27 protein-coding genes are annotated in these 24,366 nt (G+C 72.7%); 9 read left to right on the top strand and 18 right to left on the bottom strand.

Going from position 1 to position 24,366, the window contains the following annotated elements:
* Window positions 1–88 precede the first annotated feature (88 nt).
* Window positions 89–1,540 (top strand): phospholipase D-like domain-containing protein, encoded by a 1,452-nt coding sequence (locus tag ACFOY6_RS01820; RefSeq protein ID WP_379648591.1) that lies wholly within the window; start codon window positions 89–91, stop codon window positions 1,538–1,540.
* A gap of 22 nt (window positions 1,541–1,562) precedes the next feature.
* Here ACFOY6_RS01820 and ACFOY6_RS01815 read toward each other — a convergent pair whose 3' ends face one another.
* The 4 genes from ACFOY6_RS01815 to ACFOY6_RS01800 form a co-directional block, all read right to left on the bottom strand.
* Window positions 1,563–1,997, bottom strand: a complete 435-nt coding sequence (locus ACFOY6_RS01815) for a phasin family protein (RefSeq protein WP_109517818.1) — start codon at window positions 1,995–1,997, stop codon at window positions 1,563–1,565.
* A 72-nt stretch (window positions 1,998–2,069) separates the two neighbouring features.
* Window positions 2,070–2,714, bottom strand: coding sequence for a TetR family transcriptional regulator (locus ACFOY6_RS01810; protein WP_379648589.1), 645 nt, complete (start codon window positions 2,712–2,714; stop codon window positions 2,070–2,072).
* A 110-nt stretch (window positions 2,715–2,824) separates the two neighbouring features.
* On the bottom strand, window positions 2,825–3,655 hold the full coding sequence (gene proC, locus ACFOY6_RS01805) for a pyrroline-5-carboxylate reductase (protein ID WP_379648587.1): 831 nt from the start codon (window positions 3,653–3,655) through the stop codon (window positions 2,825–2,827).
* Window positions 3,656–3,657: 2 nt separating this feature from the next.
* Entirely contained in the window at window positions 3,658–4,161 is a 504-nt protein-coding gene (locus ACFOY6_RS01800; RefSeq protein WP_109517820.1) for a type III secretion system chaperone family protein, read from the bottom strand.
* Between the two features lie 234 nt (window positions 4,162–4,395).
* On the opposite strand from ACFOY6_RS01800, the gene ACFOY6_RS01795 reads away from it, so the two are divergent.
* Genes ACFOY6_RS01795 through gltX form a run of 4 tightly spaced genes read left to right on the top strand, consistent with a single transcriptional unit; the run spans window position 4,396 to window position 8,454 of the window.
* The gene (locus ACFOY6_RS01795; protein ID WP_379648584.1) at window positions 4,396–5,310 is read left to right on the top strand and encodes a DMT family transporter; all 915 of its coding nucleotides are present in this window, start codon (window positions 4,396–4,398) and stop codon (window positions 5,308–5,310) included.
* A gap of 3 nt (window positions 5,311–5,313) precedes the next feature.
* On the top strand, window positions 5,314–6,678 hold the full coding sequence (locus ACFOY6_RS01790; protein WP_379648582.1) for an NAD(+) synthetase: 1,365 nt from the start codon (window positions 5,314–5,316) through the stop codon (window positions 6,676–6,678).
* A 28-nt stretch (window positions 6,679–6,706) separates the two neighbouring features.
* A complete protein-coding gene (locus ACFOY6_RS01785; protein WP_379648580.1) occupies window positions 6,707–7,108 on the top strand; it encodes a hypothetical protein in 402 nt (133 codons plus the stop codon).
* The gene (gene gltX / locus ACFOY6_RS01780; protein WP_379648578.1) at window positions 7,105–8,454 is read left to right on the top strand and encodes a glutamate--tRNA ligase; all 1,350 of its coding nucleotides are present in this window, start codon (window positions 7,105–7,107) and stop codon (window positions 8,452–8,454) included. The genes ACFOY6_RS01785 and gltX overlap by 4 nt, the downstream gene beginning before the upstream one ends.
* 39 nt (window positions 8,455–8,493) lie before the next feature.
* Here gltX and ACFOY6_RS01775 read toward each other — a convergent pair whose 3' ends face one another.
* The 9 genes from ACFOY6_RS01775 to ACFOY6_RS01735 form a co-directional block, all read right to left on the bottom strand.
* Entirely contained in the window at window positions 8,494–9,660 is a 1,167-nt protein-coding gene (locus ACFOY6_RS01775; protein WP_379648576.1) for an OprO/OprP family phosphate-selective porin, read from the bottom strand.
* A gap of 61 nt (window positions 9,661–9,721) precedes the next feature.
* Window positions 9,722–11,134, bottom strand: a complete 1,413-nt coding sequence (locus ACFOY6_RS01770) for a hypothetical protein (protein ID WP_379648574.1) — start codon at window positions 11,132–11,134, stop codon at window positions 9,722–9,724.
* A 4-nt stretch (window positions 11,135–11,138) separates the two neighbouring features.
* Window positions 11,139–11,594: a molybdenum cofactor biosynthesis protein MoaE gene (locus tag ACFOY6_RS01765; protein WP_379633724.1), complete on the bottom strand. Its 456-nt coding sequence runs from the start codon at window positions 11,592–11,594 to the stop codon at window positions 11,139–11,141.
* A gap of 4 nt (window positions 11,595–11,598) precedes the next feature.
* Window positions 11,599–11,856 (bottom strand): molybdopterin converting factor subunit 1, encoded by a 258-nt coding sequence (gene moaD / locus ACFOY6_RS01760; protein ID WP_456316923.1) that lies wholly within the window; start codon window positions 11,854–11,856, stop codon window positions 11,599–11,601.
* The gene (locus ACFOY6_RS01755; protein ID WP_379648572.1) at window positions 11,856–12,455 is read right to left on the bottom strand and encodes a hypothetical protein; all 600 of its coding nucleotides are present in this window, start codon (window positions 12,453–12,455) and stop codon (window positions 11,856–11,858) included. Before ACFOY6_RS01755 ends, moaD begins: the two co-directional genes overlap by 1 nt.
* 68 nt (window positions 12,456–12,523) lie before the next feature.
* A complete protein-coding gene (gene pgsA, locus ACFOY6_RS01750; RefSeq protein ID WP_379648570.1) occupies window positions 12,524–13,141 on the bottom strand; it encodes a CDP-diacylglycerol--glycerol-3-phosphate 3-phosphatidyltransferase in 618 nt (205 codons plus the stop codon).
* Between the two features lie 19 nt (window positions 13,142–13,160).
* Window positions 13,161–15,425: an excinuclease ABC subunit UvrC gene (gene uvrC / locus ACFOY6_RS01745; protein ID WP_408904552.1), complete on the bottom strand. Its 2,265-nt coding sequence runs from the start codon at window positions 15,423–15,425 to the stop codon at window positions 13,161–13,163.
* A 658-nt stretch (window positions 15,426–16,083) separates the two neighbouring features.
* Window positions 16,084–16,515 (bottom strand): dihydroneopterin aldolase, encoded by a 432-nt coding sequence (locus tag ACFOY6_RS01740; protein ID WP_379633732.1) that lies wholly within the window; start codon window positions 16,513–16,515, stop codon window positions 16,084–16,086.
* A complete protein-coding gene (locus tag ACFOY6_RS01735; protein ID WP_379633734.1) occupies window positions 16,512–17,297 on the bottom strand; it encodes an SDR family oxidoreductase in 786 nt (261 codons plus the stop codon). Before ACFOY6_RS01735 ends, ACFOY6_RS01740 begins: the two co-directional genes overlap by 4 nt.
* A gap of 143 nt (window positions 17,298–17,440) precedes the next feature.
* Here ACFOY6_RS01735 and ACFOY6_RS01730 point away from each other — a divergent pair, with 143 nt between their 5' ends.
* Entirely contained in the window at window positions 17,441–17,650 is a 210-nt protein-coding gene (locus tag ACFOY6_RS01730; protein ID WP_379633736.1) for a DUF1289 domain-containing protein, read from the top strand.
* Between the two features lie 31 nt (window positions 17,651–17,681).
* On the opposite strand, the gene ACFOY6_RS01725 is transcribed toward ACFOY6_RS01730, so the two are convergent.
* Together ACFOY6_RS01725 and ACFOY6_RS01720 are read right to left on the bottom strand one after the other, a co-directional pair.
* On the bottom strand, window positions 17,682–18,473 hold the full coding sequence (locus ACFOY6_RS01725; RefSeq protein WP_379633738.1) for an ABC transporter ATP-binding protein: 792 nt from the start codon (window positions 18,471–18,473) through the stop codon (window positions 17,682–17,684).
* 32 nt (window positions 18,474–18,505) lie between these two features.
* Entirely contained in the window at window positions 18,506–19,279 is a 774-nt protein-coding gene (locus tag ACFOY6_RS01720; RefSeq protein WP_379633740.1) for an ABC transporter permease, read from the bottom strand.
* 210 nt (window positions 19,280–19,489) lie between these two features.
* Between ACFOY6_RS01720 and ACFOY6_RS01715 the strand changes: the two genes are divergently transcribed.
* Window positions 19,490–20,728 (top strand): hypothetical protein, encoded by a 1,239-nt coding sequence (locus ACFOY6_RS01715; protein WP_181378188.1) that lies wholly within the window; start codon window positions 19,490–19,492, stop codon window positions 20,726–20,728.
* Window positions 20,729–20,808: 80 nt separating this feature from the next.
* Here ACFOY6_RS01715 and ACFOY6_RS01710 read toward each other — a convergent pair whose 3' ends face one another.
* Together ACFOY6_RS01710 and ACFOY6_RS01705 are read right to left on the bottom strand one after the other, a co-directional pair.
* Window positions 20,809–21,759, bottom strand: coding sequence for an ABC transporter substrate-binding protein (locus ACFOY6_RS01710; RefSeq protein WP_379633744.1), 951 nt, complete (start codon window positions 21,757–21,759; stop codon window positions 20,809–20,811).
* 81 nt (window positions 21,760–21,840) lie between these two features.
* A complete protein-coding gene (locus tag ACFOY6_RS01705) occupies window positions 21,841–22,530 on the bottom strand; it encodes an ABC transporter permease (RefSeq protein WP_379633746.1) in 690 nt (229 codons plus the stop codon).
* A 192-nt stretch (window positions 22,531–22,722) separates the two neighbouring features.
* Between ACFOY6_RS01705 and ACFOY6_RS01700 the strand changes: the two genes are divergently transcribed.
* A complete protein-coding gene (locus ACFOY6_RS01700) occupies window positions 22,723–23,232 on the top strand; it encodes a DUF4347 domain-containing protein (RefSeq protein ID WP_379648567.1) in 510 nt (169 codons plus the stop codon).
* A gap of 100 nt (window positions 23,233–23,332) precedes the next feature.
* Here the strand turns inward: ACFOY6_RS01700 and ACFOY6_RS01695 are convergent, their stop codons facing one another.
* The gene (locus ACFOY6_RS01695) at window positions 23,333–23,725 is read right to left on the bottom strand and encodes a PRC-barrel domain-containing protein (protein ID WP_109517839.1); all 393 of its coding nucleotides are present in this window, start codon (window positions 23,723–23,725) and stop codon (window positions 23,333–23,335) included.
* A 197-nt stretch (window positions 23,726–23,922) separates the two neighbouring features.
* Between ACFOY6_RS01695 and ACFOY6_RS01690 the strand changes: the two genes are divergently transcribed.
* Window positions 23,923–24,276 (top strand): ArsR/SmtB family transcription factor, encoded by a 354-nt coding sequence (locus tag ACFOY6_RS01690; protein WP_379633754.1) that lies wholly within the window; start codon window positions 23,923–23,925, stop codon window positions 24,274–24,276.
* Window positions 24,277–24,366 lie beyond the last annotated feature (90 nt).

Below are 24,366 nucleotides of genomic sequence, written 5' to 3'. Positions count from 1 at the left end.
CAAAAGTCCATGAAAACCTCCCGGCGGCGGCGCTTTTCAGCCGAAGCTGGGCCGCTGCCCCTGGTATCCCCTCCCGAGGAGACCGCCTGTGCCGAACGACGCCGCCACGCCCCTGCTGGTTCCCGGCGAGACCTGCTGGCGGGTGGCGCGGGCTGACAAACTGGCCGTGCTGGTGGATGCGTCGGACTATTTCCGGACGGCCAAGCAGGCCATGCTGCGGGCCCAAAACAGCGTCATCCTGGTCGGCTGGGATTTCGACGCCCGCATCACCCTGGAGCCACAGGGCCAGACGCTGGAGGGCCCGAACCGCGTCGGCGCCTTCCTCAACTGGCTCGCCAAGCGCCGGAACTCGCTGCGCATCGGCATCCTGAAATGGGATCTCGGCCTGCTGCAATCGCTGGGCCGGGGCGAGACGCCGGCTTATTTCCTGCGCTGGCTGTTCGGACACCGGGTGCGGATGAAGCTGGACGGCGCCCACCCGCCCACCGCCGCGCACCACCAGAAGCTGCTGGTGGTGGATGACGCGCTGGCCTTCTGCGGCGGCATCGACATGACGGTGGGCCGGTGGGACACACCGGAACATGCCGAGGATGCCCCGGCCCGGCACACGCCCGGCGGCAAGCCCCTCCCCCCCTGGCACGACGCCACCACCTGCGCCGACGGCCCGCTGGCCCGGGCGCTGGGCGAGCTGGCCCGCGAGCGCTGGAAGCGCGCCACGGGCGAGGACTGGCCCGCCGCGCCGGGCGAGGGGCCGAGCTGGCCGGAGGAGCTGGAGCCGCTGCTGCAGCAGGTGGAGGTCGGCATCGCCCGCACCATGGCGGCTTACCAGGAGGAGCCGCAGGTGAGCGAGATCGAGGCGCTGACGCTGCGGCTGATCGCCACGGCGCGGCAGAGCCTCTACATCGAGAGCCAGTACTTCGCCTCCCGCCGTGTGGCCGAGGCCATGGCGGCGCGGCTGCGGGAGCCGGACGGGCCGGAGATCCTGCTGATCAACCCGGAATCCGCCGATGGCTGGCTGGAGCAGGCAACGATGGACGCGGCGCGGGTGCGGCTGGTGCACATGGTGCGCAAGGCGGACCGGTACGGGCGCTTCCGCATCCTGCACCCGGTGAACGAGGCGGGCACGCCGATCTATGTGCACGCCAAGATCATGATCATGGACGACCGTGTGCTGAAGATCGGCTCCGCCAACCTCAACAACCGCTCGATGGGGCACGACACCGAGTGCGACCTGGCGGTGGATGCCACCATGGCCGCCGATCCGGAGGCGACGCGGCAGGCCATCCTGGCGCTGCGGCACCGGCTGCTGGCGGAGCATCTCGACCATGATCCGGAAGCCGTCGTGGCGGCGGTCGGGAAGCACGGCTCGCTGATCGGCGCGGTGGAGGCGCTGGCCTCGGGTGGGCGCCGGCTGCAGCCCCTGCCGCTGCGGGAACTGAGCGCCGCCGAGGAGACCCTGGCGGAGAGCGACCTGGTCGATCCCGAGCGGCCGCCCAGCCTGAAGCGGCAGATGCGCTCCCTGTTCCGGCGGCGCCGCTAGGCGCCGCCGGCTTTGCTCCGGCTCAGCCGGAGGATTTCGCCATCAGCGACTTCACCTCGTCCATCGCCTCGGCGAAGCGGCGGTTCAGCAGCGACAGCGCCTCGGCGTTGGATTTCTGGATGAGATCGGCGATCTCCTGCATGTTGGAGACGGCGCGGCCATAGGTGGCCTTGACCATCTCGGCCTGGCGCGCCGCCTTGGCCTGCGGGTCCGCCTCGCCGCTCAGGCCCTGCATGGCCTGTGTCATCTCCGCCATGGAGCTCTGCAGGATCTCCATATGCCGGCGGGCGACCGCCTGGGCGCCTTCCAGCGCCACCTTGTTGGCGGCCGAGAGCGCCTCGAAATTGCGGCGCTGGGCGGCGGCGAGCGCCTCGACATCCGGCATCACCGGCAGTCGGAAGTCGGAAAGCATCCGCATGATGTCCATCTCTGGCGGGGGGGTGGGCCTGTCTGACATGGACGTTCCTTATCGTTGCTTCGGTGGCACTCTAGCGCGGCGCGGAACGGGCCGGAAGCGCAACCCGGATCGTCAGGTCACGATCTCGGGGGCGGGCGCCGAAGGGGCAGGCGGGGGAGAGGCGGGCGGCGGCTCCGCGGCATCCAGGCGCAGCATCCGCGCCACGCGCTCCGCCTTGTCCAGCGCGCGGTCCAGCGCGGCCATGGTGGGGCCGAGATCCTGGCTGTCATCCTGTTCCCAGGCCCGCAGTGTGGCGATCCACACCGCCGAGAGGCCCTTGACCCGCAGCAGGCCCTGCAGCCCGCCCGCCTCGATGCGCGCCGCCTCCAGCATCCACTGCATCGATCCGGCCAGCACCGGCGCCAACGCCAGGCTCAGCGCCGGGTCCCGCCGCATGTCGCGGCCGAAGCGGAGCAGGCCCTCGCGGTGGGGCTGCAGCGCGTCGATCCGGCGCATCAGCGTGTCGAACAGCCGGTCGCGCGGGGCGCCGCCGGTGCTCAGCGCGGAATCGGCCAGCACCGCCCGGTCCACGGCGCGCGCATGGCGGCAGAGCAGGGCGAACTTGGTGGGCACCATCTCGCGCAGCGCCTCGAGCGTCGTGCCGGCGCGCTCCGCCAGCTCGGCCATGGCGAAGCCATGCCAGCCCTGCTCGGCCACCAGGGACCAGAGGGCGTCGTTCAGGCGGGTCTCGTCGGGGGGGGAGCTTGCTTCGGTCATGGGAGGAGTCTGGGGTCCGCGCCGGGTTTCACCAGGGGGAGAGGCTGGCCAGGGGCACCGCGCCCCGCCGGGGAACAGCCGGCGGGGCAGGGGGTTTCAGCCGGGGGGGGTCAGCCGGCCAGCTCGCGCGAGCGGGCGGTGGCGGCGGCGATGGCCTCGGACATCAGCTTCGGCCAGGCCTCGGGCGCCATCAGCACGTTCAGCGCGCGCTCGGTGGTGCCCTTGGGGCTGGTGACGTTGACGCGGAGCTGCGCGGCATCCAGCGGGCTGGCGGCCAGCAGCGCGCCGGAGCCCGAGACGGTGCGCCGCGCCATGCGCCGCGCCAGCTCGGGCGGCAGCCCCTGCTCGATGGCGGCCTTCTCCAGCACCTCGGCCAGCAGGAACACATAGGCCGGCCCGCCGCCGGAGACGGCGGTGACGGGGTCGATCAGCGACTCCTCCTCCAGCCAGGCCACCTCGCCGATGGCGGCGAGCAGCGTGTCGGCCAGGGCGCGCTGCTCCTCCGTCACGCCGGGGCCGGCGAAGGCGGCGGTGAAGCCCTGGCGCACGGCGGCGGGGGTGTTGGGCATGGCGCGCACCACCCGGGCCTCGCCGCCCAGCAGCGCCGTCATGCCCGCCACCGTCTTGCCGGCCATGATGGAGACGAATAGCGCGCCGGCCCGCGCGAAGGCGGCGCAGGCGGGCAGCGCGGCCTCGGCCTGCTGCGGCTTGGTGGCCAGCACCACCACGGCGGGGGCGAAGCCGGCCGGGATGGACTCGACCCCGGCGCAGACCGTCACGCGGTCGGCGAAGGGGGCGACGGAGGCGGGCTGCGGCTCGACCACCACGGCCTGCCGCACGCCCCGCTCCAGCCAGCCCTCGAGCATGGCGCCGCCCATCTTGCCGCAGCCGACCAGCAGGATCGGCGGCAGGGGAGAGGCGGCGGGGGTGGGAGCCGGCACGGTCACGCCTCGCCCACGCAGTCCAGCATGGCGGCGGCCAGCGCCTCGGCCGGCGGCTTGCCGCCCCAGAGGACGAACTGGAAGGCGGGGAAGAAGCGCTCGCACTCGGTGATGGCGATGTCCACCATGTCCTCCAGGCTCTCGGCGCTGGCGCCAGGCGCGCCGCGCAGCAGCACGGCATGGCGGTAGACCGGCGCGCCATCCTCGCTGTCGATGCCGAAATGGCCGATCCAGAGCTTCTCGTTGGCGAGCGCCAGCAGCTCGTAGAGCGGGCCGCGCCGGTTGGACGGAACCTTCAGGTCGAAGGCGCAGGTGAAATGCATGGCGCTGATCTCCTGCGACCAGGAGAAGAACAGGCCATAGTCGCACCACTTCCCCGGTGCCTCGACGGCCATCTCGCCATCGGAGCGGCGCTCGAACACCCACTCATTGGCGGCGACGATCTGTTCCAGCACGTCGAGCGGATTGGCGGAACGGTCGCGGTCGGCGGTTTGCAAGCCGGACATCGCGGCACCTCCTTCCCTATCGGGGGACAGGGCCACCCAGGTCTTGGGTGAAGCCAGATGCCCACACCACAAAGGCTTGCATATCGCGGGCTCAAATGCCGTCGCAAGGGGCTTGGCCCGAGTCTGGCGGGGTACCGGCGGATTTTCATCGCGCCGCAGCATGGGCGCCCCGGGCGGGGCTTCATCCGCCCGCCACCATGGGCAGCGCCGCGGCGCGGGGCTAGGGTCGCGCGCATGTCCGCCGATTCCGCCCTGGGCCCCGCCGCCGCCCCCCGCCCCGCCAGCCGGGAGCGGGCGATCGGCCTGCTCTGCGCCTTCGCCGTCGTGCTGGTCTGGAGCGGCTTCGCCCTCTCCGGCCGGCTCTCCGCCCGCCAGGCCTTCACGCCCTGGGATGTCGGCGCGCTGCGCTACGCCGGCTCGCTGCTGGCGGGGCTGGCGCTGGTGGCGCGCTTCGGCTGGCCGCGCCTGCCCTGGCGGCGCGCGCTCGGGCTGATGGCGGGCGCCGCCTTCGGCTTCCCGCTCGCCGCCTATTGGGGCTTCAGCTTCGCCCCCGCCGCGCATGGCGGCGTCATCATGACCGGGCTGCTGCCCTTCGCCACGGCGCTGCTGGCGGCGCTGTTCCTGGGCGAGCGCTTCTCGCGCGGCCGCGCCCTCTCGCTTGCTGTGGTGGCGCTGGGCATCGGGCTGCTGGCCTCGGACACCTTCGGCACCTATCCCGGCGCCTGGCGGGGCGACCTGATCTTCCTGCTCGGCTGCTTCTCCTGGGCGAGCTTCACCGTGCTGATCCGCCGCTGGGGCGTCTCGGCCATCACCGCCACCACGGTGCTCGCGCTCTACCCGCCGCTGCTCTACCTGCCGGTGTGGTGGCTGGTGCTGCCCTCCAGCCTCGGCACGGCGTCGCCGGGGGCGATCGGCTTCCAGTTCTTCTACCAGGGCTTCATCGCCGTGGTGGTGGCGGGCTTCCTGTTCACCCGCGCCGTGGTGGCGCTGGGCGGCGGGCTGACCACCACCATCACCGCGCTCACCCCCGCGCTCGCCGCCCTGGCCGCCTGGCCGCTGCTGGGCGAGCCGCTGGGCCTGGCCGGGCTGGCCGGCGTCGCCATGGTCTCGGCGGGCATGGCGCTCGGCGTGCTCGTCGGAGGGCGCTGAGCCGTGGCGGAGGCAATGCGCATCGCCCTGGCCGTGCCGCACCCGCGCCTGGGCGCGGTCGCGGCGAACGCCGCCGCCCTGCTGGAAGCCCGCGCCGGGGCTGCCCGCCAGGGCGCCGCGCTGCTGCTCGCGCCGCTGGCCTCGCTGAGCGGCGCGCCCGCCGCCGCCCTGGCCTGCTTCCCCGATTTTCGCGCCGCCTGCGAGGTGGCGCTGGCGCGCCTCGCCGCCGCCACGGCGGATGGCGGGCCGGGGTTGGTGGTCGGCCTGCCCTGGGCGGAGGGCGCGGTGCTGCATGAGGGGCTGGCGCTGCTGGAGGGGGGGCGCGTCGTCGCCCGCCGCGCCTGCCACCGGCTTTCGGCGGCGCAGGATGGCGTCTTCGCCCCGGGCCCGTCGCCCGGCCCGCTGGCCTTCCGCGGCCTGCGCCTCGGCCTGATGGCCGGCGCCGACCTCGACGACCCCGCCGTGCCCGAGACGCTGGCCGAGACGGGGGCGGAGCTGCTGGTCTCGCTCTCCGCCACCCCCTTCCGCCGCGAGCCGGCGGACCGCGCCATCGACCGCGCCGTGCCGCGCGTGGTGGAGACCGGCCTGCCGCTGCTGGCGCTGAACCTGCATGCCGCCCAGGGCGAGGCGATCTGGCCCGGCGGCGGCTTCGCCCTGAACGCCGATTGTGCCCTGGCCGCGCGCTGGCCGGAGGCGGCGAACGGGCTCTGGCTCACCGATTGGCGCGCCGGCCCGCAGGGCTGGGCCTGCGCCCCGCAGCCCCTGCCGCCGCTGGAGGCGGAGCCGGCGCGGCTGTGGCGCGCTTTGGCCTTTGCCCTGGCCGAGGCGGTGGCGCGGGGCGGCTTCTCCGGCGTGCTGGTCGATCCGGCGCAGGGCGAGGCGGCCGCGCTGTGCGCCGCCCTGGCCGCGCCGCTGCTGGTGTGGCCAGCGGAGGCCGCGGGCGCCGAGGCGGGCCATGCCCGCGAGGCCGCGCTCTGGGCCGAGGCGGAGGCGCGCCGCGCCCTGCTGGTGAACGCCGCCGACAAGACGGCGCTCGCCCTGGGCGAGGGCCACCGCGCCGGCCACTTCGCCCCGCTGCGCGACCTGTTCCGCACCGAGCTGGCGGCCCTGGCGGTCGCCCACGGGCTGCCCGCCCCGCCGGGCGATGCCGGCACCGAGGGGCTGCTGCGCGGCCTGCTGGAAGAGCACAAGGGTGTGGACGCGCTGGCCGCCGGGGGATACGACCCCGGAGAGGTGCCGGAACTCTGGCGCCGCATGGCCGGGGCGGCCGGCTCCCGCCGCCGTGCGCCGGAGGGGCCCCGCCTCAGCCGCCACGGCTTCGGCCGCGACCCCATCGGCCATGGCTTCACCCACGCGACCACGGAATGACGAGCCCTATCTGCATGAGCGGCAACCGATGAGCGGCGATTTCGACGACACCATCTTCGCCCCCAAGGGCGGCTTCAGCGTGGTGATCCGCGACCTTTCGGGCGGCAACGGCGCCGAGCCGGTGGAGATCGTCCGCAACTTCCCGACCCTGCTGCAGGCCAACGGCTTCGCCCGCCGCTATGTGCGCGACAGCATCGAGCGCTGCCGCGCCCCCGGCCTGACGCCGGACGAGGTGCTGGCCGCCTGGTTCGCCTTCGGCGAGGATGCCGAGGTGACGGGCGCCGAGGCGCAGGGCTGGACCAGCGGCGCCGAGATCCGCGACTTCGCCGCCACGCCGAGCCGCGACCCGGAGGAGCGCAACTGGCGCATCCTCGACCCCCGCCGGCTCGAGGATGACGCGGATGCGGACGGGGAGGGGGAAGAGGGATGAAGCTCCGTTTCGCGCCCAGCCCCACCGGCTACCTGCATGTCGGCAATGCCCGTGTGGCGGTGGCCAACTGGCTGCTGGCCCGCCGCCATAGCGGCCGCTTCGTGCTGCGCTTCGACGACACGGACACCGAGCGCAGCAAGCCGGAATATGCCGCCGGCATCGAGGAGGACCTGCGCTGGCTGGGCCTCGACTGGGACGAGAGCTTCCGCCAGTCCGACCGGCTCGACCGCTATGAGCTGGCGGCGGAGAAACTGAAGAAGAGTGGCCACCTCTACCCCTGCCTGGAGAGCGAGGAGGAGCTGCGCTTCAAGCGCGACCAGCGCCAGAAGCAGGGCCGCCCGCCGGTCTATGACCGCGCCGCGCTGAAGATGACGGCCGAGCAGCTGCAACGCGCGCTGGACAACGGCAAGAAGCCCTACTGGCGCTTCAGGCTGGCCACCCGCACGGTGGAGTGGCAGGACGGCGTGCTGGGCCGCCGCCAGGTGAAGCTGCCGCCCATCTCCGACCCCGTGCTGATCCGCGCCGACGGCTCCTTCCTCTACACCTTCACCTCGGTGGTGGACGACCTGGAGACGGGCGTCACCGACATCGTGCGCGGCGAGGACCACGTCACCAACACCGGCGTGCAGATCGACATCCTGGAGGCGCTGGGCGGCCGCCCGCAGGGCAGGCCGGGCGCCATCCGCTTCGCGCACCTGCCGCTGCTGACCGATGCCGATGGCGGGCCGCTCTCCAAGCGGCTGAACTCCATGGGGCTGCGGCAATTGCGGCGGGACGGCATCGAGCCGGTGGCGCTGGTCGGCTATCTCGCGGCGCTCGGCTCCTCGCAGGACCCGGTGGCGGCGCCGCCGGCGGCGCTGGCGCCGGGCTTCGCCCTCGCCAACATGTCGCGCAGCACGGCGCGCTTCGACCCGACGCAACTGCTGGCGCTGAACCGCCGCCACCTGCACGGGCTGGACTTCGCCACGGTGCGGGACCGCCTGCCCGAAGGCGCCGACGAGGCCTTCTGGCTCGCCATCCGAGGCAATCTCGACCTGCTGGGCGAGGCGCGGGACTGGTGGGAGGTGGCGCGCGGCGAGATCGCGCCGGCGCCGCAGCCGGAGGAGGCGGAGTTCCTCGGCGCCGCGCTGGAGACGCTGCCGCCCGAGCCCTGGAACGAGGAAAGCTGGAGCGCCTGGACCCGCGCCCTCGGCGCCGCCACGGGGCGCAAGGGCAAGGCCCTGTTCCTGCCGCTGCGCCGGGCGCTGACGGGTGCCGAGCACGGGCCGGAGCTGAAGCTCTTCCTGCCGGTGATCGGGCGGGAGCGGGCGGTGGTCCGGCTGCGGGCGGCGCGGGGCGGCGCCTAGGGCGGAACCCCGGCGGGGGCGCGCGGCGCCCCCTGCCGCCTACAGCGAGAAGCTCAGGCGCAGGCCGATGGCCTGGAAGCGGCGGTTCTCCTCATCCAGCCGCAGGATGCCGTTCTGGTAGTTCAGCATCACCGCCAGGGTCTCGGTGGGGTACCAGTTGAGGCCGGCCGTCCAGATGCGCTGGGCGCCGCCGCGCAGCACCGGGCCATTCCGCAGCTCGGCGGCGCTGTAGCGGCCGGCCAGCTCCCAGGCGCCCCAGGCGCTGTCCGCCTCCGGGGTCGGGCGCTTCCAGGTGCCGTCCTCGGCATCGTGCCGGCGTGGCTGGCCGAGCAGGGTGTAGGCCCCGGCCAGGTACCAGGCCTGGACCTGCCGGCCGCCGCTCTCCTCCGTCTCGACGCCGATGCGCTGGTATTCCGCCTGGGCGTAGAAGCGGCCGAGGCCGGCCGAGAAGCTCGGGCCCACCGCCCAGGCATTGCTGGCACGCACCGCATCCGTGTCCAGCAGCTGCCGCCCGCTCAGCCGCAGTTCCGGGTAGTCGGACAGGGCGATGCTCTGCGGGTCGGTCTTGTCGCCGGGGCGGAACTGGTAGGCGCCGTTCACGCCGAGCTGCGCCACGAGCCCCTCGGGCGCCGGCAGCAGCGCCGTCACCCGCCCGACGAGCCCGCGCTGCCCCCAGCTGTTGGGCTGCGAGGCGAGGCCGCCGGTGACGTAGCCGGAGGCGGTCCACCGCTCGCCATTCGCCTCCAGGCCGATGGCGAGGCGCGTATCGCCGGAGGCCAGGCCGGAGGCGAGATTGGTGGCGGCGGCGGATTCCATGAACAGCAGGTCGCGCGAGCTGCTGGCCTCCTCCAGCATGTGGCGCGGCTCGTAGGCACCCACCCGCAGCGTGCCGATGCCGAGCCCCGAATAGCCCACCCAGGCCTCGTAGAGGTCGCTGTGGTCGTTCGGGTCGCCGCCGAAATCCCAGGCGAAGGCGAAGGTCACATCTTCGCCAACGCTGGCCTCGAAGCCCAGATAGCCGCGCCGCAGATTGGCGCCGGGGCGGAATCCGCCGGGCCGGTTCTGGCCGAAATAGCTCCCCGCATCGGCGTCGAACTGCAGGGTCGGCGTCAGCCGAACCGCGCCATTGCCAAGGGAATAGGCCGTCTCCGCCCGCGCGGCGGCCGGCAGGGCGAGGACGAGCAGGGCGAGCAAGGCATGGCGCATGGGGCGGATGATCCGGCGCAGGGGCGGGGGCCGCCAGCCTTGGCGGGTGCCCATGGCGCCGTCAATCGGCGCCGGGCGGGAGGGGGGTGGGTGGGAGGGGGTGGGCGGCTGGGCGGCGGGGCAGGGCCAGCAGCAGGGCGCCGAAGGGCATCAGCCAGGCGATGCGCGCCTGGTAGCGGTGGTGCGGCTTGGAGAGCGCGCCGGTGGCCAGCGCATTGCCCGAGACGGCGACCAGCAGCACCAGCACGAAGGCCAGGCGCAGCCGCCGCTCCGCCTCGGGCAGGGGGCCGCCGCGCCGGGCCAGCGCGCGCCAGAAGGCCAGCAGCCCCAGCGCGCCCAGCACCAGCACCACGCCCTGCGGCCAGAGGAAGGGCGCGGCGAGGCCCTCGAGCCGGTCCTGCGCCTGGGCGGCAGCGTCATGCGCCGCCACCTCGGCGGGCGGGAAGGCCTGGACGAGGCGCGGGCGGACCGAATCGCCCAGTGCGTGGCGGCTCAGCGTGTCTCCCACCCCGGCCTTGAAGAGCTGCGCCGCGCCATTGCCGAGCGCCGCCCAGGCCACGGCCAGGGGCTCGCGCCGCAGCGTCTCGGCCACGATGATCCGCGCCTCCTCCGCCAGCAGCACGCCGCCGAGGAAGCGGGGGCGGCCCTCGGCGTCGCGGTTCACCGGGCTGTCGAGGGTCCAGAGGAAGACGTCGCTGTCCGCCGGCAGGCGCCCGGCCCAGGCGCAGAGATACCAGCCCGATTGCGGGCAGCGCTCGGCGATGGTGCGCGCCGCCGGCCCGTCGCCGATCAGCCGCGCCAGCAGGAAGGTGGAGCCATAGGGCGACAGGGAGAGCCGCCCATGCCCCACGGCGTTGCTGCCGAGCAGCAGCAGCACCGCCAGCCCGAGCGGCGCCGCCACCCGCAGAACCGGCCGCAGCGCCCGGGCGTAGAGCGCCGCCAGCACCAGCAGCGCGAAGGCCAGCGGCAGGTTGGACAGGTGCGCCGCGATGGCGAGCGCGCCGAGCAGCAGCAGGTAGAGCGCCTCGCCACGGGACAGCGCGCCGGGTGGGGCGAAGCCCAGCAGGAACAGCGCCAGCACCGCCAGGGGGGTGAGGATGTCCGGCATCAGCAGCGCCGCCACCCAGGGCAGGGCGGTGAGGGTGGCGAGCGCGGCGCAGAGCAGCAGGTGCGCGGCCGGCGTGGCGCCCGTGCCCTGCCCGGTGGCGCGCAGCACGCGCTGGGTCAGCCACAGCAGGTGCGAGAGCGCCAGCCCCTGCGCCAGCAGCGGCGCCCAGAGCGTCTGTTCCCAATGGAACAGGTGCAGCAGCGGGCCGTAGATCCAGGGCTTGTCCCAGATCATCAGCGGCTCGACCGTCTGCGCCAGGAAGGCGCCGGTGTCGCTGAACAGCAGCGGGTAGCCGTTGAGGAAGGCGGGCCAGACCAGCAGCGGCACCGCCGCGAGGATGGCGGCGAGGCGCCCGGCCCGGCGCATGGCGCTAGACGGCCTGCCGCCAGCGCTCGGCGGCGGCGTCGTCGCTGGCGCGGGCCTCCACCCAGCGCTCGCGCCCGTCGGCGAATTCCTCGCGCTTCCAGAAGGGGGCGCCGGTCTTCAGCCAGTCGATGAGGAAGGCGCAGGCCTCCAGCGCGGCGGTGCGGTGGGCGCTGGCGGCCAGCACCAGCACGATCGGCTCGCCGGGCAGGATGCGCCCCACGCGGTGGATGACGGTGCAGCCGGTGAGCGGCCAGCGCGATTCCGCCTCGGCGGCGATGCCGGCCAGCGCCCGCTCCGTCATGCCGGGGTAGTGCTCCAGCACCAGCGCCGCGATACCGTCATCGGCGCGGCACAGGCCGGTGAAGGCGGCGATGCCGCCGACATCGACACGGCCCTCCGCCAGCGCCGCCTGCTCGGCCGCGATGTCGAAGGGTGCTTCCTGCACGCGGACCGTGGCCACGGCCTCAGCCGCCCGTCACGGGGGGGAAGAAGGCCACCTCGTCGCCCGGCCGCACCGGGTGGTCGGGCGGGCAGAATTCCTGGTTCACCGCGGCGCGGATCTGCCCCGGCTGGGCGAAGGCCGCCGCATGGCCCGGGCTGCGCGCCGCCAGCCAGCGCATCAGCCCCGCCACGTCCGCCACCTCGGCCGGCGGCTCCAGCGTCTCGGCGCCCTGGCCGACCTTCTGCCGGACCCAGGCGAAGTAGAGGATTTCCATGGCCATCAGCGCGGCGTCGGCACCTGGCGCACCGAGCCGTCCTGGCCCAGCAGCGTGGTGGTGGCCCCCTGCGGGATGGCGACGCCGGAGCCGCCGCCCGGCGAGTTGTAGGTGCTGTAGCCCGCCCCCTCCGTGGTGGTGACGGCCGGCCCGGAGGGGGTGGGGATGACGCGCCCGGCGCGGCGCGGCGGCGGGGCCGGCTCGGCCGGCGGGGGCGGGGCCTGGAAGTCGGCGCGGTTGTCGCGCGGCAGCACGGTGCCGGGGGTCAGCAGCTCGGGCGGCGTGCTGCTGCCGCGCGGAATCGGCCGGTTCGGCGGCGGCGGCGGGTCGGCCGGGCGGTTGAGGATGTCGGGCGTGCCCAGGGTGGGGCGCTCGGCCTGGTCCTCCTCGGTGGGCCAGACATTGCCGGGCACCGGCATCAGCGGCTCCGCCTGGGTCGGCATGCCGAGGATGCGCTGGGTGGTCAGGCTGTCGGCCGGCACGGTGATCGGGTCGCCGGTGAAGGAGGAGGCGCAGGCGCCGAGGCCCAGCAGCAGCGCCAGCCCCGCCGGACGCGCCCAGGGGCCGGGCCTGCCGGGAGTCTTGCCACGTGAAAGCTGGGCCATCCGCCCCTCCTGAGACTGCGTTGCGGGAAAGATGCGCCCGCCCTGCCGCCCGCTCAAGTGCGGGGGCCTCAAGGGCGGGAGAGTTCCTTGGGGGCGGCGTTGGCGCGGGCGCTGTCCTGCTGCCCGGCATGGCGCAGCCCGGCGCGGAGATAGTCCCACCCCGTCAGCAGCGTCAGCGCGGCCGCCAGCCACAGCAGCAGCTCGCCCAGCGCGCCGATCGGCAGTAGGCCGAGGCCGAGGGCCCCGGCGCCGCTGTCGCCCGCCAGCAGCACGCCGAGGGCGGTCATCTGCACGCCGGTCTTCCACTTGGCCAGCCGCGTCACCGGCAGGCCGACGGCGAGGCTGGCGAGATACTCCCGCAGGCCCGAGACCAGGATCTCCCGCAGCATGATGACGATGGCCGGCAGCAGCCCGAGCAGCGAGAGCCGCCCGAGGCCGGCCAGCAGCATCAGCGCCGCCGCCACCAGCAGCTTGTCCGCGATCGGGTCCAGCATGCGGCCGAAGGCGGAGGTGAGCTGCCGCTCGCGGGCGATCTTGCCGTCGAAATAGTCGGTGATGGCGGCGGCCGAGAACAGCGCGCAGGCCGCCACGTCGCCCCATGGCGTCTGCAGCGCCGCCAGCAGCACCAGCAGCGGCACCGCCACGATGCGGGCGAGGGTCAACAGGTTCGGCAGGTCGGTCGGCACAGTGTTCTCTTCCCGAGCTTTATCCCGCGGGGCGCCCCGGCGGCTTGCCCGATGTGTGCTTTCCCAAATTCGCCCCGCCCGCGCCAGGGTGGAAATGCTCATGGATGCGCGCCGCCATCGATGGACCGACGCCCGGGCAGTTGCCGAGATCCTCGAGACCAGCCTGCCGCACCCCCCGCGCCGAGCCGAAATGGTTGAGCAGCCGCCGCTTCAGCGCGCTGCCCACGCCGGGAATTTCGTCCAGCTCGCTGCGGGTGATCGACTTGGAGCGGCCGGCCCGGTGGGTGGTGATGGCGAAGCGGTGCGCCTCGTCGCGCAGGCGTTGCAGGTAGTACAGCACCGGGTCGCGCGGCGGCAGCTGGAAGGGGGCGCGGCCGGCGCTGTGGAACCATTCCCGCCCCGCATCGCGGTCCGGCCCCTTGGCCACCGCGACCATCGGCAGATCCTCCAGCCCCAGCTCCGCCATCACCTCGCGCGCCGCCGAGAGCTGGCCGGCGCCGCCATCGATCAGCACCAGGTCGGGCCAACCCTCGCCCTGGCGCTCCGGGTCCTCCTTCAGGGCACGGCCGAAGCGGCGCTCGAACACCTCGCGCATCATGGCGAAGTCGTCGCCGCCGCCGCTGGCCACGCGGCTGCCGCCGCCGGGGCGCCGGTTGGCGGGGCGGGGAGAGGGGCGGGTATCGGCCAGGCCGCCCGGCACCTCGGCGGCGATCTCGGGCGGAATCCGCGGCGCCTCGACCGGCGCCTCGACCGGCGCGGCGGCGGGCGGGGAGGGAGCGCCCGGCGGATCGGCCGGCGCCGGCAGCGGGGACAGGGACGGGGGCGGGGGTGCGCCGTGGCGCAGCGCCGCGGCGCCGGCCAGGCCGGTGCCGCCCTGGATGGCGTATTTGCGGTAGGCGTTCTTCAGGAAGCCTTCGGGCCCGGCCACCACCATCACGCCATAGGCATGGCTGCCCTGGATGTGGCTGTTGTCGTAGATCTCGATGCGGCGCGGCGTCTCCGGCAGGTCGAACAGCGTGGCCACGCCCTCCAGCAGCGCGGCCTGGGCCGTGCCCTCGGCTAGGCGGCGCTCCAGCGCCTCGCGCGCATTGGTGCTGGCGTGGTCCACCGCCATCCGCTTCTCGCCGCGCTGCGGCGCGTGCAGCTCCACCTTGCGGCCCGCCTTCAGCGCCAGCGCCTCGGCGATCAGCCCGGCATCCGGCAGGGGATGGGAGAGCAGCACCAGCGGTGGCGGCGGCAAATCGTCATAGAGCTGGGTCAGGAAGGCGGAGAGCACCTCCTCCGGCTCGGCGTCGTCCTTCAGGTGGGAGGGGAAGAAGGAGCGGTTGCCGTTGTTCCGCCCGCCCCGGAAGAAGAACACCTGCACGCAGCTCTGCCCGGCGATCTGGTGCAGCGCCACCACATCGGCGTCGCCCACCCCCTCCAGGTTGATGGCGTTCTGCCCCTGCACATGGGTGAGGCCGCGGATACGGTCGCGGAGGGCGGCGGCGCGCTCGAACTCCAGCGCCTCGGCCGCCTGCTCCATCTCGGCCGCCAGCCGCTTCTGGATGGAGGGCGTCTCGCCGGAGAGGAAGCGTTTGGCGTCGCGCACCAGCCCGGCATACTCCTCCGGGCTGACGCGGCCGACGCAGGGCGCCGAGCAGCGCTTGATCTGGTGCAGCAGGCAGGGCCGGTCGCGGCTCTCGAACACCGTGTCGCGGCAGGAGCGGAGCAGGAACACCTTCTCCAGCGCGGTGATGGTCTGGTTCACCGCCCAGGCGCTGGCGAAGGGGCCCCAGTAGCTGGCGCCCTTGCGCTTCTCGCCCCGGTGCTTGCCGATCTGCGGGTAGGGGTGGTCCTCGGTCAGCACCAGCCAGGGGTAGGACTTGTCGTCCCGCAAGACGATGTTGAAGCGCGGCCGCAGCCGCTTGATGAGGTTGGCCTCCAGCAGCAGGGCCTCGGCCTCGCTGCCGGTGGTGATGATCTCCATCCGCCGCGTGCCGTGCACCATACGGCGCAGCCGCTCCGGCAGGCGGGCAAGCTGGGTGTAGGCCACCACGCGCTTCTTCAGGCTGCGCGCCTTGCCGACATAGAGCGCGTCGCCCTTGGCATCGAGCATGCGGTAGACGCCGGGCGAGAAGGGCATGGTGGCCAGCGCCGCCTCGATCACCGCGACGCCTTCCAGCACGGGCGCCTCGGAGCCGTCGCCCCCGGTGGCCGTTTCTGCGGGAGCAGGCTCGCCAGGGTCGGGCCTGTGGGGGTCTGGCGCGTCGGCGGCTGGCTCGTCCGGGCCGGTGTTCTGCATGGGGCGGATCAACCATGTCGGGCGGGCCGGCTCAAGGGCAGGAGCCGGAGGACTTGCCCACAGAAGCTGTGGAAAACCCTGTGGATGAACAGGGGGTGAATGCAGGGAAATGGCTGTCATCTGCGCTTCACACGACGATGCCTAGAGTTTGGGCAAAAATTCAAACTGTTGTTTTTAAATGATTTATATGAAAATCAGCAGCTTCCGGCCCGTCAAGAGGGAGAATGCCATTGACGCGGCGCCGCAAGCAGCGGGGTGCGCTGGGCGGTGGATGAAATCCCGTCCGCAGAGACGGCCAGTATCACGGAAGCGTGATATATACTCTTTGTGTTCTGTTTTGCCGGCGTGGCGACACGGAAACTTGTCCACCGCAGCGGTGGAAAAGCCTGTGGATTACGCCGCTCTCCCTGGAGCGAAACTTTGTCGTAACACGCATTTTCACGAAGTGCCTGAGAAGCGGGCAGAGCTCGGTACGGAACGGCAATGTGAAAACCATGCCGGCCGTGCATGGCGGTCATGCCGCAGAGCCGCGAATACCGCGGCGCGCTGTTCGCGCGGCCCGCGAGGCCCGCGAGGCCCGCGAGAGGGCCGGACACGCCCCGTCCGGCCCTCTCGGACGAGGACCGAGGCAGGAAGTGCCCAGCATCTGGGCACGGCTTCAGCCGCGCCGCCGCTCCACCGTGACGCCCACGCCTTCCGCATCGGCGATGATGTCCGGCTTCTCCACCGTGACCCTGGCGAGCCGGATGCGGCCGTCGCCCGCCAGCACGGCGCAGGCGATACGCTCGGCCAGCGTCTCGGCCAGACGGGTGTGGCCGGCCAGCGCCAGGCCGCGGGCGGTGTTGGCCACCGCCTCGTAATCCACCACCCGCTCCAGCCGGTCCTCTCCCACGCCATGGGGGGCGGCGTCGTCGGTCACCAGCAGCTCGATGTCGATCAGCACGCGCTGCGGCGCCGCCTCCTCCTCCGGATAGACGCCAAGGCGCGCCGCGACGCCGAGGCGGCGGATGAAGACGCGCCGTAGGCCCGGGGCCGCGTCCGGGGTGGCATCGGGGGTGGCATCGGGGGTGACATCGGGGGCGATGCTCATGGCGCGGCCCTCTCGCCGTTCTGGGGCGGCCTCTGGGGCGACCATTGCAGGTGCTGGCCGCCATCGAGGGCGATCATCTGCCCGGTCATCGCCGGCAGGGACAGGATGGCGAGCACGGCACGCGCCACCTCCTCCGGGCTGGTGCCGCGGCCGAGCGGGGTGCCCGCGCATTGCGCGGCGAAATGCTCGGGCGTCTGCCGCGGGCTCGGAATGGCGGGGCCAGGGCCGATGCCGTTGACCCGGATGCGCGGCGCCAGCGCCAAGGCGAGGCTCTGCGTCAGCGCCCACAGCCCGGCCTTGGAGACGCTGTAGCTGACGAAATGCGGGGTGAGGGACCAGACGCGCTGATCCAGCATGTTCAGCACCAGCCCCTCGGCCCGCTCCGGCAGGGCGGCGGCGAAGGCCTGGGCCAGCACGAAGGGGGCGCGCAGGTTGGGCTCGATATGCCGGTCCCAGCTCTCGCGCGTGGCGTCGTGCCATTCGTCGCGCTCGAAGGTGGCGGCGTTGTTCACCAGCACCCCCACCGGGCCGAGCGCCGCCTGCGCGGCGGGCAGCAGCCCCGCCACCTCCGTCTCGCGCTCCAGCGCGGCCTGCAAGGGGAGGGCGCGGCGGCCGAGGGCGCGGATCTCCGCCGCCGTCGCCTCGGCCGCATCGGCGCTGCCCCGGTAATGCAGGGCGATGTCGAACCCGGCCTCCGCCAGGGCCAGGGCAATGGCCCGCCCCAGCCGCCGGGCGCCGCCGGTCACCAGCGCGACGCGGGGGATGGTGTCTGAAATCTGCATGGCCGCACAGATGGCAAGGCGGCGCGCCAGCGTCCAGCACCCCGCGTCTGCCGTCCTGCATTGGCCGGGCATGGCCCAGGGGCCGGTCTGGCATTCGGCCCGGGCGGGATGCGCCGCCGCCGGGCATTCCCATCTGCGGGAGCATGGAACGCCCCTGCATCAAGGTCTGCGAATTCGACGAGGACACCGGATGGTGCCTCGGCTGCGGCATGACCAAGCCCGAGCGCAAGGCCTGGAAGCGCATGCCCGGCTATCGCGACGCCATTCTGGAGAATCTTCCGGCGCGGCTGGCGGCGCTGGCCGCCGAGGGCGCGGTGACCGGCGAGGCGGCGCGGCGGAAGAAGAAAGGCTGACGCGGCGAAGCGGCGGCTGCCCCCCTTGGGGTCAGGCCAGCGCCGCCTTGCGCACCTCCTCGCGGATCTCGGCCATCAGCCGGGCCTTCAGCGCGGCGAAATCCGGCGTGGTCTTCACCGTCCAGTCGCGCGGGTAGGGCAGGGGCACCGGCACCTCCGCCTTCACCCGGCCCGGACGGGCCGACATCACCAGCACCCGGTTGGCCAGGAACACTGCCTCGTCGATGTCGTGGGTAACGAACAGCACGGTCTTGCGGGTCTCCGGCGTGTCGGCGCCCCACACCTCCAGCAGCAGCTCCTGCATCAGCTCGCGCGTCTGGTGGTCGAGCGCGCCGAAGGGCTCGTCGAGCAGCAGGATCTCGGGGTCGTTGGCCAGGGCGCGGGCGAGGGCCGTGCGCTGCTGCATGCCGCCCGAGAGCTGGCGCGGCCAGTGCTCCTCGAATCCGCGTAGCCCGGTGCGGGCGATGAATTTCTCCGTGGTCTCGCGGATCTGCGCCTCCGGCAGGCGGCTCTCGCGCAGGCCGAAGGCGATGTTCTGCCGCACCGTCAGCCAGGGGAATAGGGTGTAGGACTGGAACACCATGCCGCGGTCCGGCCCCGGGCGCGTCACCTGCCGCCCGTTCAGCGTCACATGGCCGCCCGTGGGCCGGTCGAGCCCGGCCACGATGCGCAGCAGGGTGGACTTGCCGCAGCCCGAGGGGCCGAGGATGGAGACGAACTCGCCCGGCGCCACGTCGAGGTCGGTGGGCTGCAGCGCCAGCGTCGGCGCGGCGCGGCCCTGGCCGGGGAAGGTGCGGGTGAGGCCCCGGATGGACAGACCCATGGAAAGGCCCTGCATGGCCTGCGCGCCGCCGCTCACAGCGAGGCCCAGCGGAACAGGCGGCGGTTGAGCGCCTTGAACAGCAGGTCCGTCACCAGCCCGATCACGCCGATGACGACGATGCCGAAGATCATCTGCCCCGTGTCGAGCAGGCGCTGGCTGTCCATGATCATGTGGCCGATGCCGCTCTGCGCGCCGATCAGCTCGGCGACGATGACGTAGGTCCAGGCCCAGCCCAGCACGAGTCGCAGCGCCTCCATCACCTGCGGCGCCGCGGCGGGGATGATGACACGCCGCAGGATGCCGCCCTGCCGCGCCCCCAGCGTGTAGGCCGCCTCCACCAGGTCGATCCGCGTGGCGCCGGCGATGACGGCGACCATGATGACGATCTGGAACACGCTGCCGAGGATGATGACGGAGAGCTTCTGCGCCTCGCCCACGCCGGCCCAGAGAATCAGCAGCGGGATGAAGGCGGAGGCGGGCAGGTAGCGGGCGAAGGAGATGAAGGGCTCGAAGAAGGCCTCCACCGGCTTGTAGGCGCCCATCATCAGCCCGAGCGGCACGGCGAAGGCGGCCGCCACCAGGAAGCCGCCCAGCACGCGCCACACCGTCATGCCGATATCGCCGAGGAAGTTGTATTCGGTGAAGAGGGACCAGCCGGCGGCCAGCGCGCGCCCGGGCGAGGCCAGGAAGAGCGGCTGCACATAGCCCCCCAGCGTCACCAGCGTCCAGAGGCCGATGAACAGCGCGAAGAAGCCGATGCCGAGCAGGACCCGGACGGAGGCGGAAACAGGTTTCAGGGGTTCCACGGAGCCTCGTTCATCCAGCGTCAACACAGCGGTGAAGAACTGGTATGCAATTGACGGGCCGGCCGCAATGGCATCATTGGCCCAGTTCAAGCTGTGGCATGCAGAACACTATGCTCACGATTTCGTGCTACCCATTTAAATTGCGGGAAGATGACAGGCGCAATCTGGGGTAGTGGTGTCGGCCTCGCAATCATTGGCAGTCCCCTCTTCATGCGCTCCAGCCATCTCTCCGCCCTGCTGCTCGCAACCACCGCCCTGTGCGCCCTGCTCGCGCCCCGCGCCGGCCATGCCGCGGACAATTTCAACCTCGACCTGAATGTCGGCGGCCAGAGCTACAGCCGCAGCTACAGCACCCTGGACGACCTGCTGAGCGTGCTCGACCCAGGTGGCATCCAGGCCATCGCGCCGAACTACCGCCCCGGCGTGCCGGTCAGCGCCATGGTGAACCTGCGCGGCGTGCCGGCCCAGGTGGTCTCCACCCCCGGTAGCAGCGCCCTCCGACTCGTCGTTCCCGGCGCGGGCGTGGAGCGCACCTTCGATGCCGGCACCCTCGCCGCCTCGCGCCGCGAGCTGGAGAGCTTCGCCAAGGGCGACGCCCCGGGCGCGACCGAGGAGCTGCAGCGAATCGCCAAGGCCGTGGTCTCCACCACCACCGCCGATCCGGTGGCGGGCAATCCGGGCTCGCTGCTCGGCCAGTCCGTGATGGCCGACTACGCCGTCGCCACCCGCCTGCCCGGCGACCTCGGCGACATGACGCCGCGCGCCGCCGGCTGGCATTTCGGCGCTGGCGTCAACTTCAACAGCCAGAGCACGCGCGACTTCGACACCAATGTCTACCAGCTGCCGCTGACCGCCTCCTACGCCTTCCGCCAGGACGGGCCGGAGGTGTTCTTCAACCTGCCGCTCAGCATCACCGAGACGGGCGGCGCCGTGTCCTACATCGGCTCCGGCTCGCTCGGCGTGCGGCTGCCGGTGGTGACGACCCCGGAGCTGCGCTGGGCGGTGACGCCCGCCGCCCGCTGGGGCGCGGCCGGCTCCGAGGAGATCGGCGCCGTCGGCATGGTGTGGGGCGGCTCGATCACCAGCGACCTGCGCATCGGTCTGCCCGGCCAGCTGACCCTCGGCGTCGCCAACGGCTTCGGCTACTACATGACGCGGCCGCTGAAGGTCGGCGAGTACGACGTCAAGTACGACCTCAGCAACCCGTACTTCCGCAACGGCGTCTCGCTGACCAAGCCGGTGGGCGAGGTGTCCGGCCGCCCCGTCACGATTGGCGCCTCCTTCGTCGATACCCGCATGACGGGCAGCGACCTGGCGGTCTCCAACTGGCAGGAATACGGCGTGACGGCCACGGTGGGCCGCGTCATGCCGGTGCGCCTCAGCGCCACCTACATCGATGGCGAGCGCGGCTATGAGGGCTTCCGCTTCGGCCTGAGCATGGCCTTCTGAGAAAGGCGGCCGGGGGAGGATGCTCCCCCGGCCAGTGTTTCCCTGACTGGTGTTTCCCCGGCCTGCTGCCCTTCCGGCCCTCAGGCCAGGAAGCGTGTGTCCAGCAGCTTGCCGAGATCGGGGGACTGGCGCACCACCCCGGCCTCCTTCTGCACCTCCAGCGCCTTGGTCATGAACTGCGGCAGGCCATCGGCCACATAGGCGCGGTTCTTCACCGCATCCTGCCACTCGATGAACTGCGCGCTGGCCTTGAAGGCCTCGGCGCTCTGGTTCACCCGCTTGCCCATGATCTCGTAGGACCTGTCCGGCTCGCGCGCGATCATCGCCAGCGCGTCGTGCCAGCTCTTGACCACCCGCTTCACCGCCTCGGGGTTCTTCGCCACGAAGTCCGGGGTGAAGGCCAGCGTGTCCACCACGCAGGGGTGCTGGATGGTGGTGGCCAGGATGCGGCCCTTGTCCTCGCCCATCGCCCGCACCTGGGAGAGGTAGGGCTCGTAGGTGGAGCAGCCGTCGAACTGGCCGGCGACGAAGGCCTGGGCGGCGGGCTGCGGCGCCAGCGTCGCGGTCTGCACGTCCTTGATGGTCATGCCGTTCTCGCGCAGCATGTAGGCCAGCACGAAATAGGGCGTGGTGCCCGGCCCATCCACGGCGATGGTGCGGCCCTTGAGGCCCGCCCAGCCGCCGACCGAGGGGCGCACGGCGATGCCGTCGCCGCCCTTCGAGCGGTCGAGCACCAGCACCTGCACCAGCGGCATGGTGCTGCCCCACAGGATCATGGTGTCGACCGTGGTGACGACGCAGTTCAGCGCGCCGGCGGCCAGCGCCAGGTTGCGCTCGCGCTGCGGCACGAAGCGCGTCTCGACCTCGATGCCGTTCGCCTTGAACAGCCCGGCCTGCTCGGCCAGGGTCAGCGGCGCGAAGCCGGTCCAGCCGGACATGCCGATGGTGATCTTGGGCAGGGTCTGCGCCCGCAGCACGGATGGCAGGGCGAGCGCGCCGGCGGCGGCGCCCAGGAACAGGCGGCGATGCATGATGTGGTCTCTCCTCAGGGCCTGGCGGCCTTCCCCCATTGCCGCTGAGGGTAGCGCCGCCGCCGGGCCGCGGGGAAGGGCTCAGCGCCGCCGGTCGAGCAGCAGCGTGGCGGCACTGACCCCGAGGCAGACCAGCAGCAGGATGAAGCCGAGGGCGAGCGCCAGCGGCAGGTCGCCCTTCTGGGTTTCGAGCGCGATGGCGGTGGTCATGGTGCGCGTCTCGCCCCGGATGTTGCCGCCCACCACCAGGATGGCGCCGACCTCGGCGATGGCGCGGCCGAAGGCGGCGAGGAACACGGTGGCCAGGGCCGGCCGCGCCATCCGTATCAGCTCCAGCCCGCAGCGGAACGGGCCGGCGCCGTCGATGCGCAGCGGGTCGCGCACCTCCTCCCACTGCGGCGCCAGCGCGCGGTGGGCCAGCGCCGTGACGATGGGCAGCGCCAGGACGGTCTGCGCCATCACCATGGCCTGGGGGCGGAACAGCCAGCCGAGCGGCCCGAGCAACCCGCTGCGCGAGAGCAGCAGGTAGCAGACCAGGCCCACCACCACCGGCGGCAGGCCGAGCGCCGCATTGGCCAGCACCAGCATCATGCCACGGCTGCGGAACCGGCCGATGGTGAGCAGCGCCGCCAGCGGCAGGCCGAGCAGGAAGGCGAACAGCGCCGCGCTGCCCGAGACGCGCAGGGAAAGGCCGACGATGCGCGTCAGCTCCGGGTCGGCGCCGCCGATCAACCGCAGCGCCAGCAGAAAGGCTTCGGCCAGGTCAGTCATGGCGGGAGAAGGGCATGGTGCGGCCGGAATGCCCATTGCGGGGGGCGGGGGCAAGCCCGCCCCTGCCGCTCCTTGCCGGCATCTGCCAGGGTGCCTGCAGAGGCGAAAGCCGGGGGAAACCTGCTCTGCGTCAAGGAATTCTTCGGCGGATCGGGGCCATTCTGGAGTGGCCCGAGTTTGAGGATCCGAGACATGCCGCACGATGCCGCCACCCCGCGCCACCTCCTGGTGCTCGATCCGCGCCAGACGGCCTGGGGTGCGCTGCTGGCGGCCGCGGGCGAGGACGTGGCCGTGCTGGTGCTGGACATGGCGCGGGACGGGCTGGTGCAGGCGGCCGAGGTCGCCGCCGAGCTGGCGCCGCTGGAGAGCATCCGCCTGGTCGGGCCGGGCGGGGCCGGCCGCGTCACCCTGGGTATGGTGGTGCTGGAGCCGGAGACGGCGGAGGAGCGCGGCCGGGTGCTGGCGGCGCTGGGCGCCACGCTGCTGCCGCAGGGAAGGCTGGAACTGCTGGAAATGGCCGGCGCCGGCGCCAGCGGGGGCCGGCTGATGGCCATGCTGGGGCGCGCCCTGGGGCGGGACGTGATGACGGAGGAAAGCCGCTTCGGCGCGCCGGAGATGACGGTGCCCGCCGCCCTGAGCAGCCCGGCCTGGGTGTGGGCGCCGCGCGGCCATGCCACGGCCGAGGCTGCCGCCCTGCGCTGAAGGCCGCCGCCTCTCCGGTTCCGTGCGCCACGGCAAGGGCACGAGAGAAAATGCCCGCCGGAGAGGCGGGCATTTCCTTCATGCATCCGCGGACCGGAGATCAGTCCTCGTAGCGGAAGCCCTGCATCGCCTTGACCTGGTCGCGGGTCATGGAGAGCGTCATCCGGTCGCGGTTGTTGGCGGCGGGCGTCAGCTGGGAGACCGGCACGGCCACATACTTGTCGGTGAAGCCCAGGCGGGATTCGACCTCGATGACCGCGAGCACGACCTGGTTCTGGGCATTGAGGATCAGGTCCTCAACCTCGCCGATCTCCACATCGTCCGAGCTGTAGACATCGCGGTCGAGCATCGCCTTGGCGCGGGTCTGGCCGGACTCGATGCGCGTCTGCGCGGCGGCCGGGGCCTGGCCGGTGCTCTGCGCCTGGGCGGGCAACACGACACCGCCCAGCATGAAGGCCGTGGCGGCGCCAGCGAGCAGGATCTTGCGTGTCATGATGGCGTTCCTTCTTCCGAGTCTGGATACGCCGCTCTAACGCGCACGGGCAGCGCCAGGTTGATGAAGTATCCGCGGCAGAAACAAAGGCGTTCCCCCCATCCAGGGTTGGGCTAGATTCCCATAATCCTCGAAATGTCGTTGACTCCAGCCGCAGGCAGAGATATTTCGAATTTCATCGAAAGGTTAGGGGTGGCATGGAACCGAAGCAGGCTGTGGCGGCCCTGGGTGCCCTGGCCCATGAGCATCGGCTCGCGGCCTACCGCCTGCTCGTGGAGGCGGGCCCCGAGGGATTGCCCGCCGGCGTCATCGCCGAGCGGCTGGGCACGCCGTCCTCGACACTGACCTTCCACCTGCAGCAGCTCCTGCAGGCGGGGCTGGTCACGCAGCGCCGCGCCGGCCGCCAGCTTCTCTACGCCATGGCACCCGCATCCATGAACGCGCTGGTGGCCTACCTGACCGAGAATTGCTGCGGCGGCGAAGCCGTCTGCGCCCCTGCCTGCGGGCCGGCGGCCCAGGCCACCCGCCTTCGCAAGACCTCCGCAGCCTGAGGGCACGAGGATGCCCGGCAAGACCCGTGAGGCGCCCTGTCCGCGGCCTCGTCCAGCCCTCTGGCGCAGGCCGGGAGGCGGGGCGGCGCC

The sequence above is a fragment of the Teichococcus aestuarii genome (genome assembly GCF_042651065.1).
GTDB classification, from domain to species: domain Bacteria; phylum Pseudomonadota; class Alphaproteobacteria; order Acetobacterales; family Acetobacteraceae; genus Pseudoroseomonas; species Pseudoroseomonas aestuarii.
This window is presented reverse-complemented; position numbering and strand designations above follow the sequence as displayed.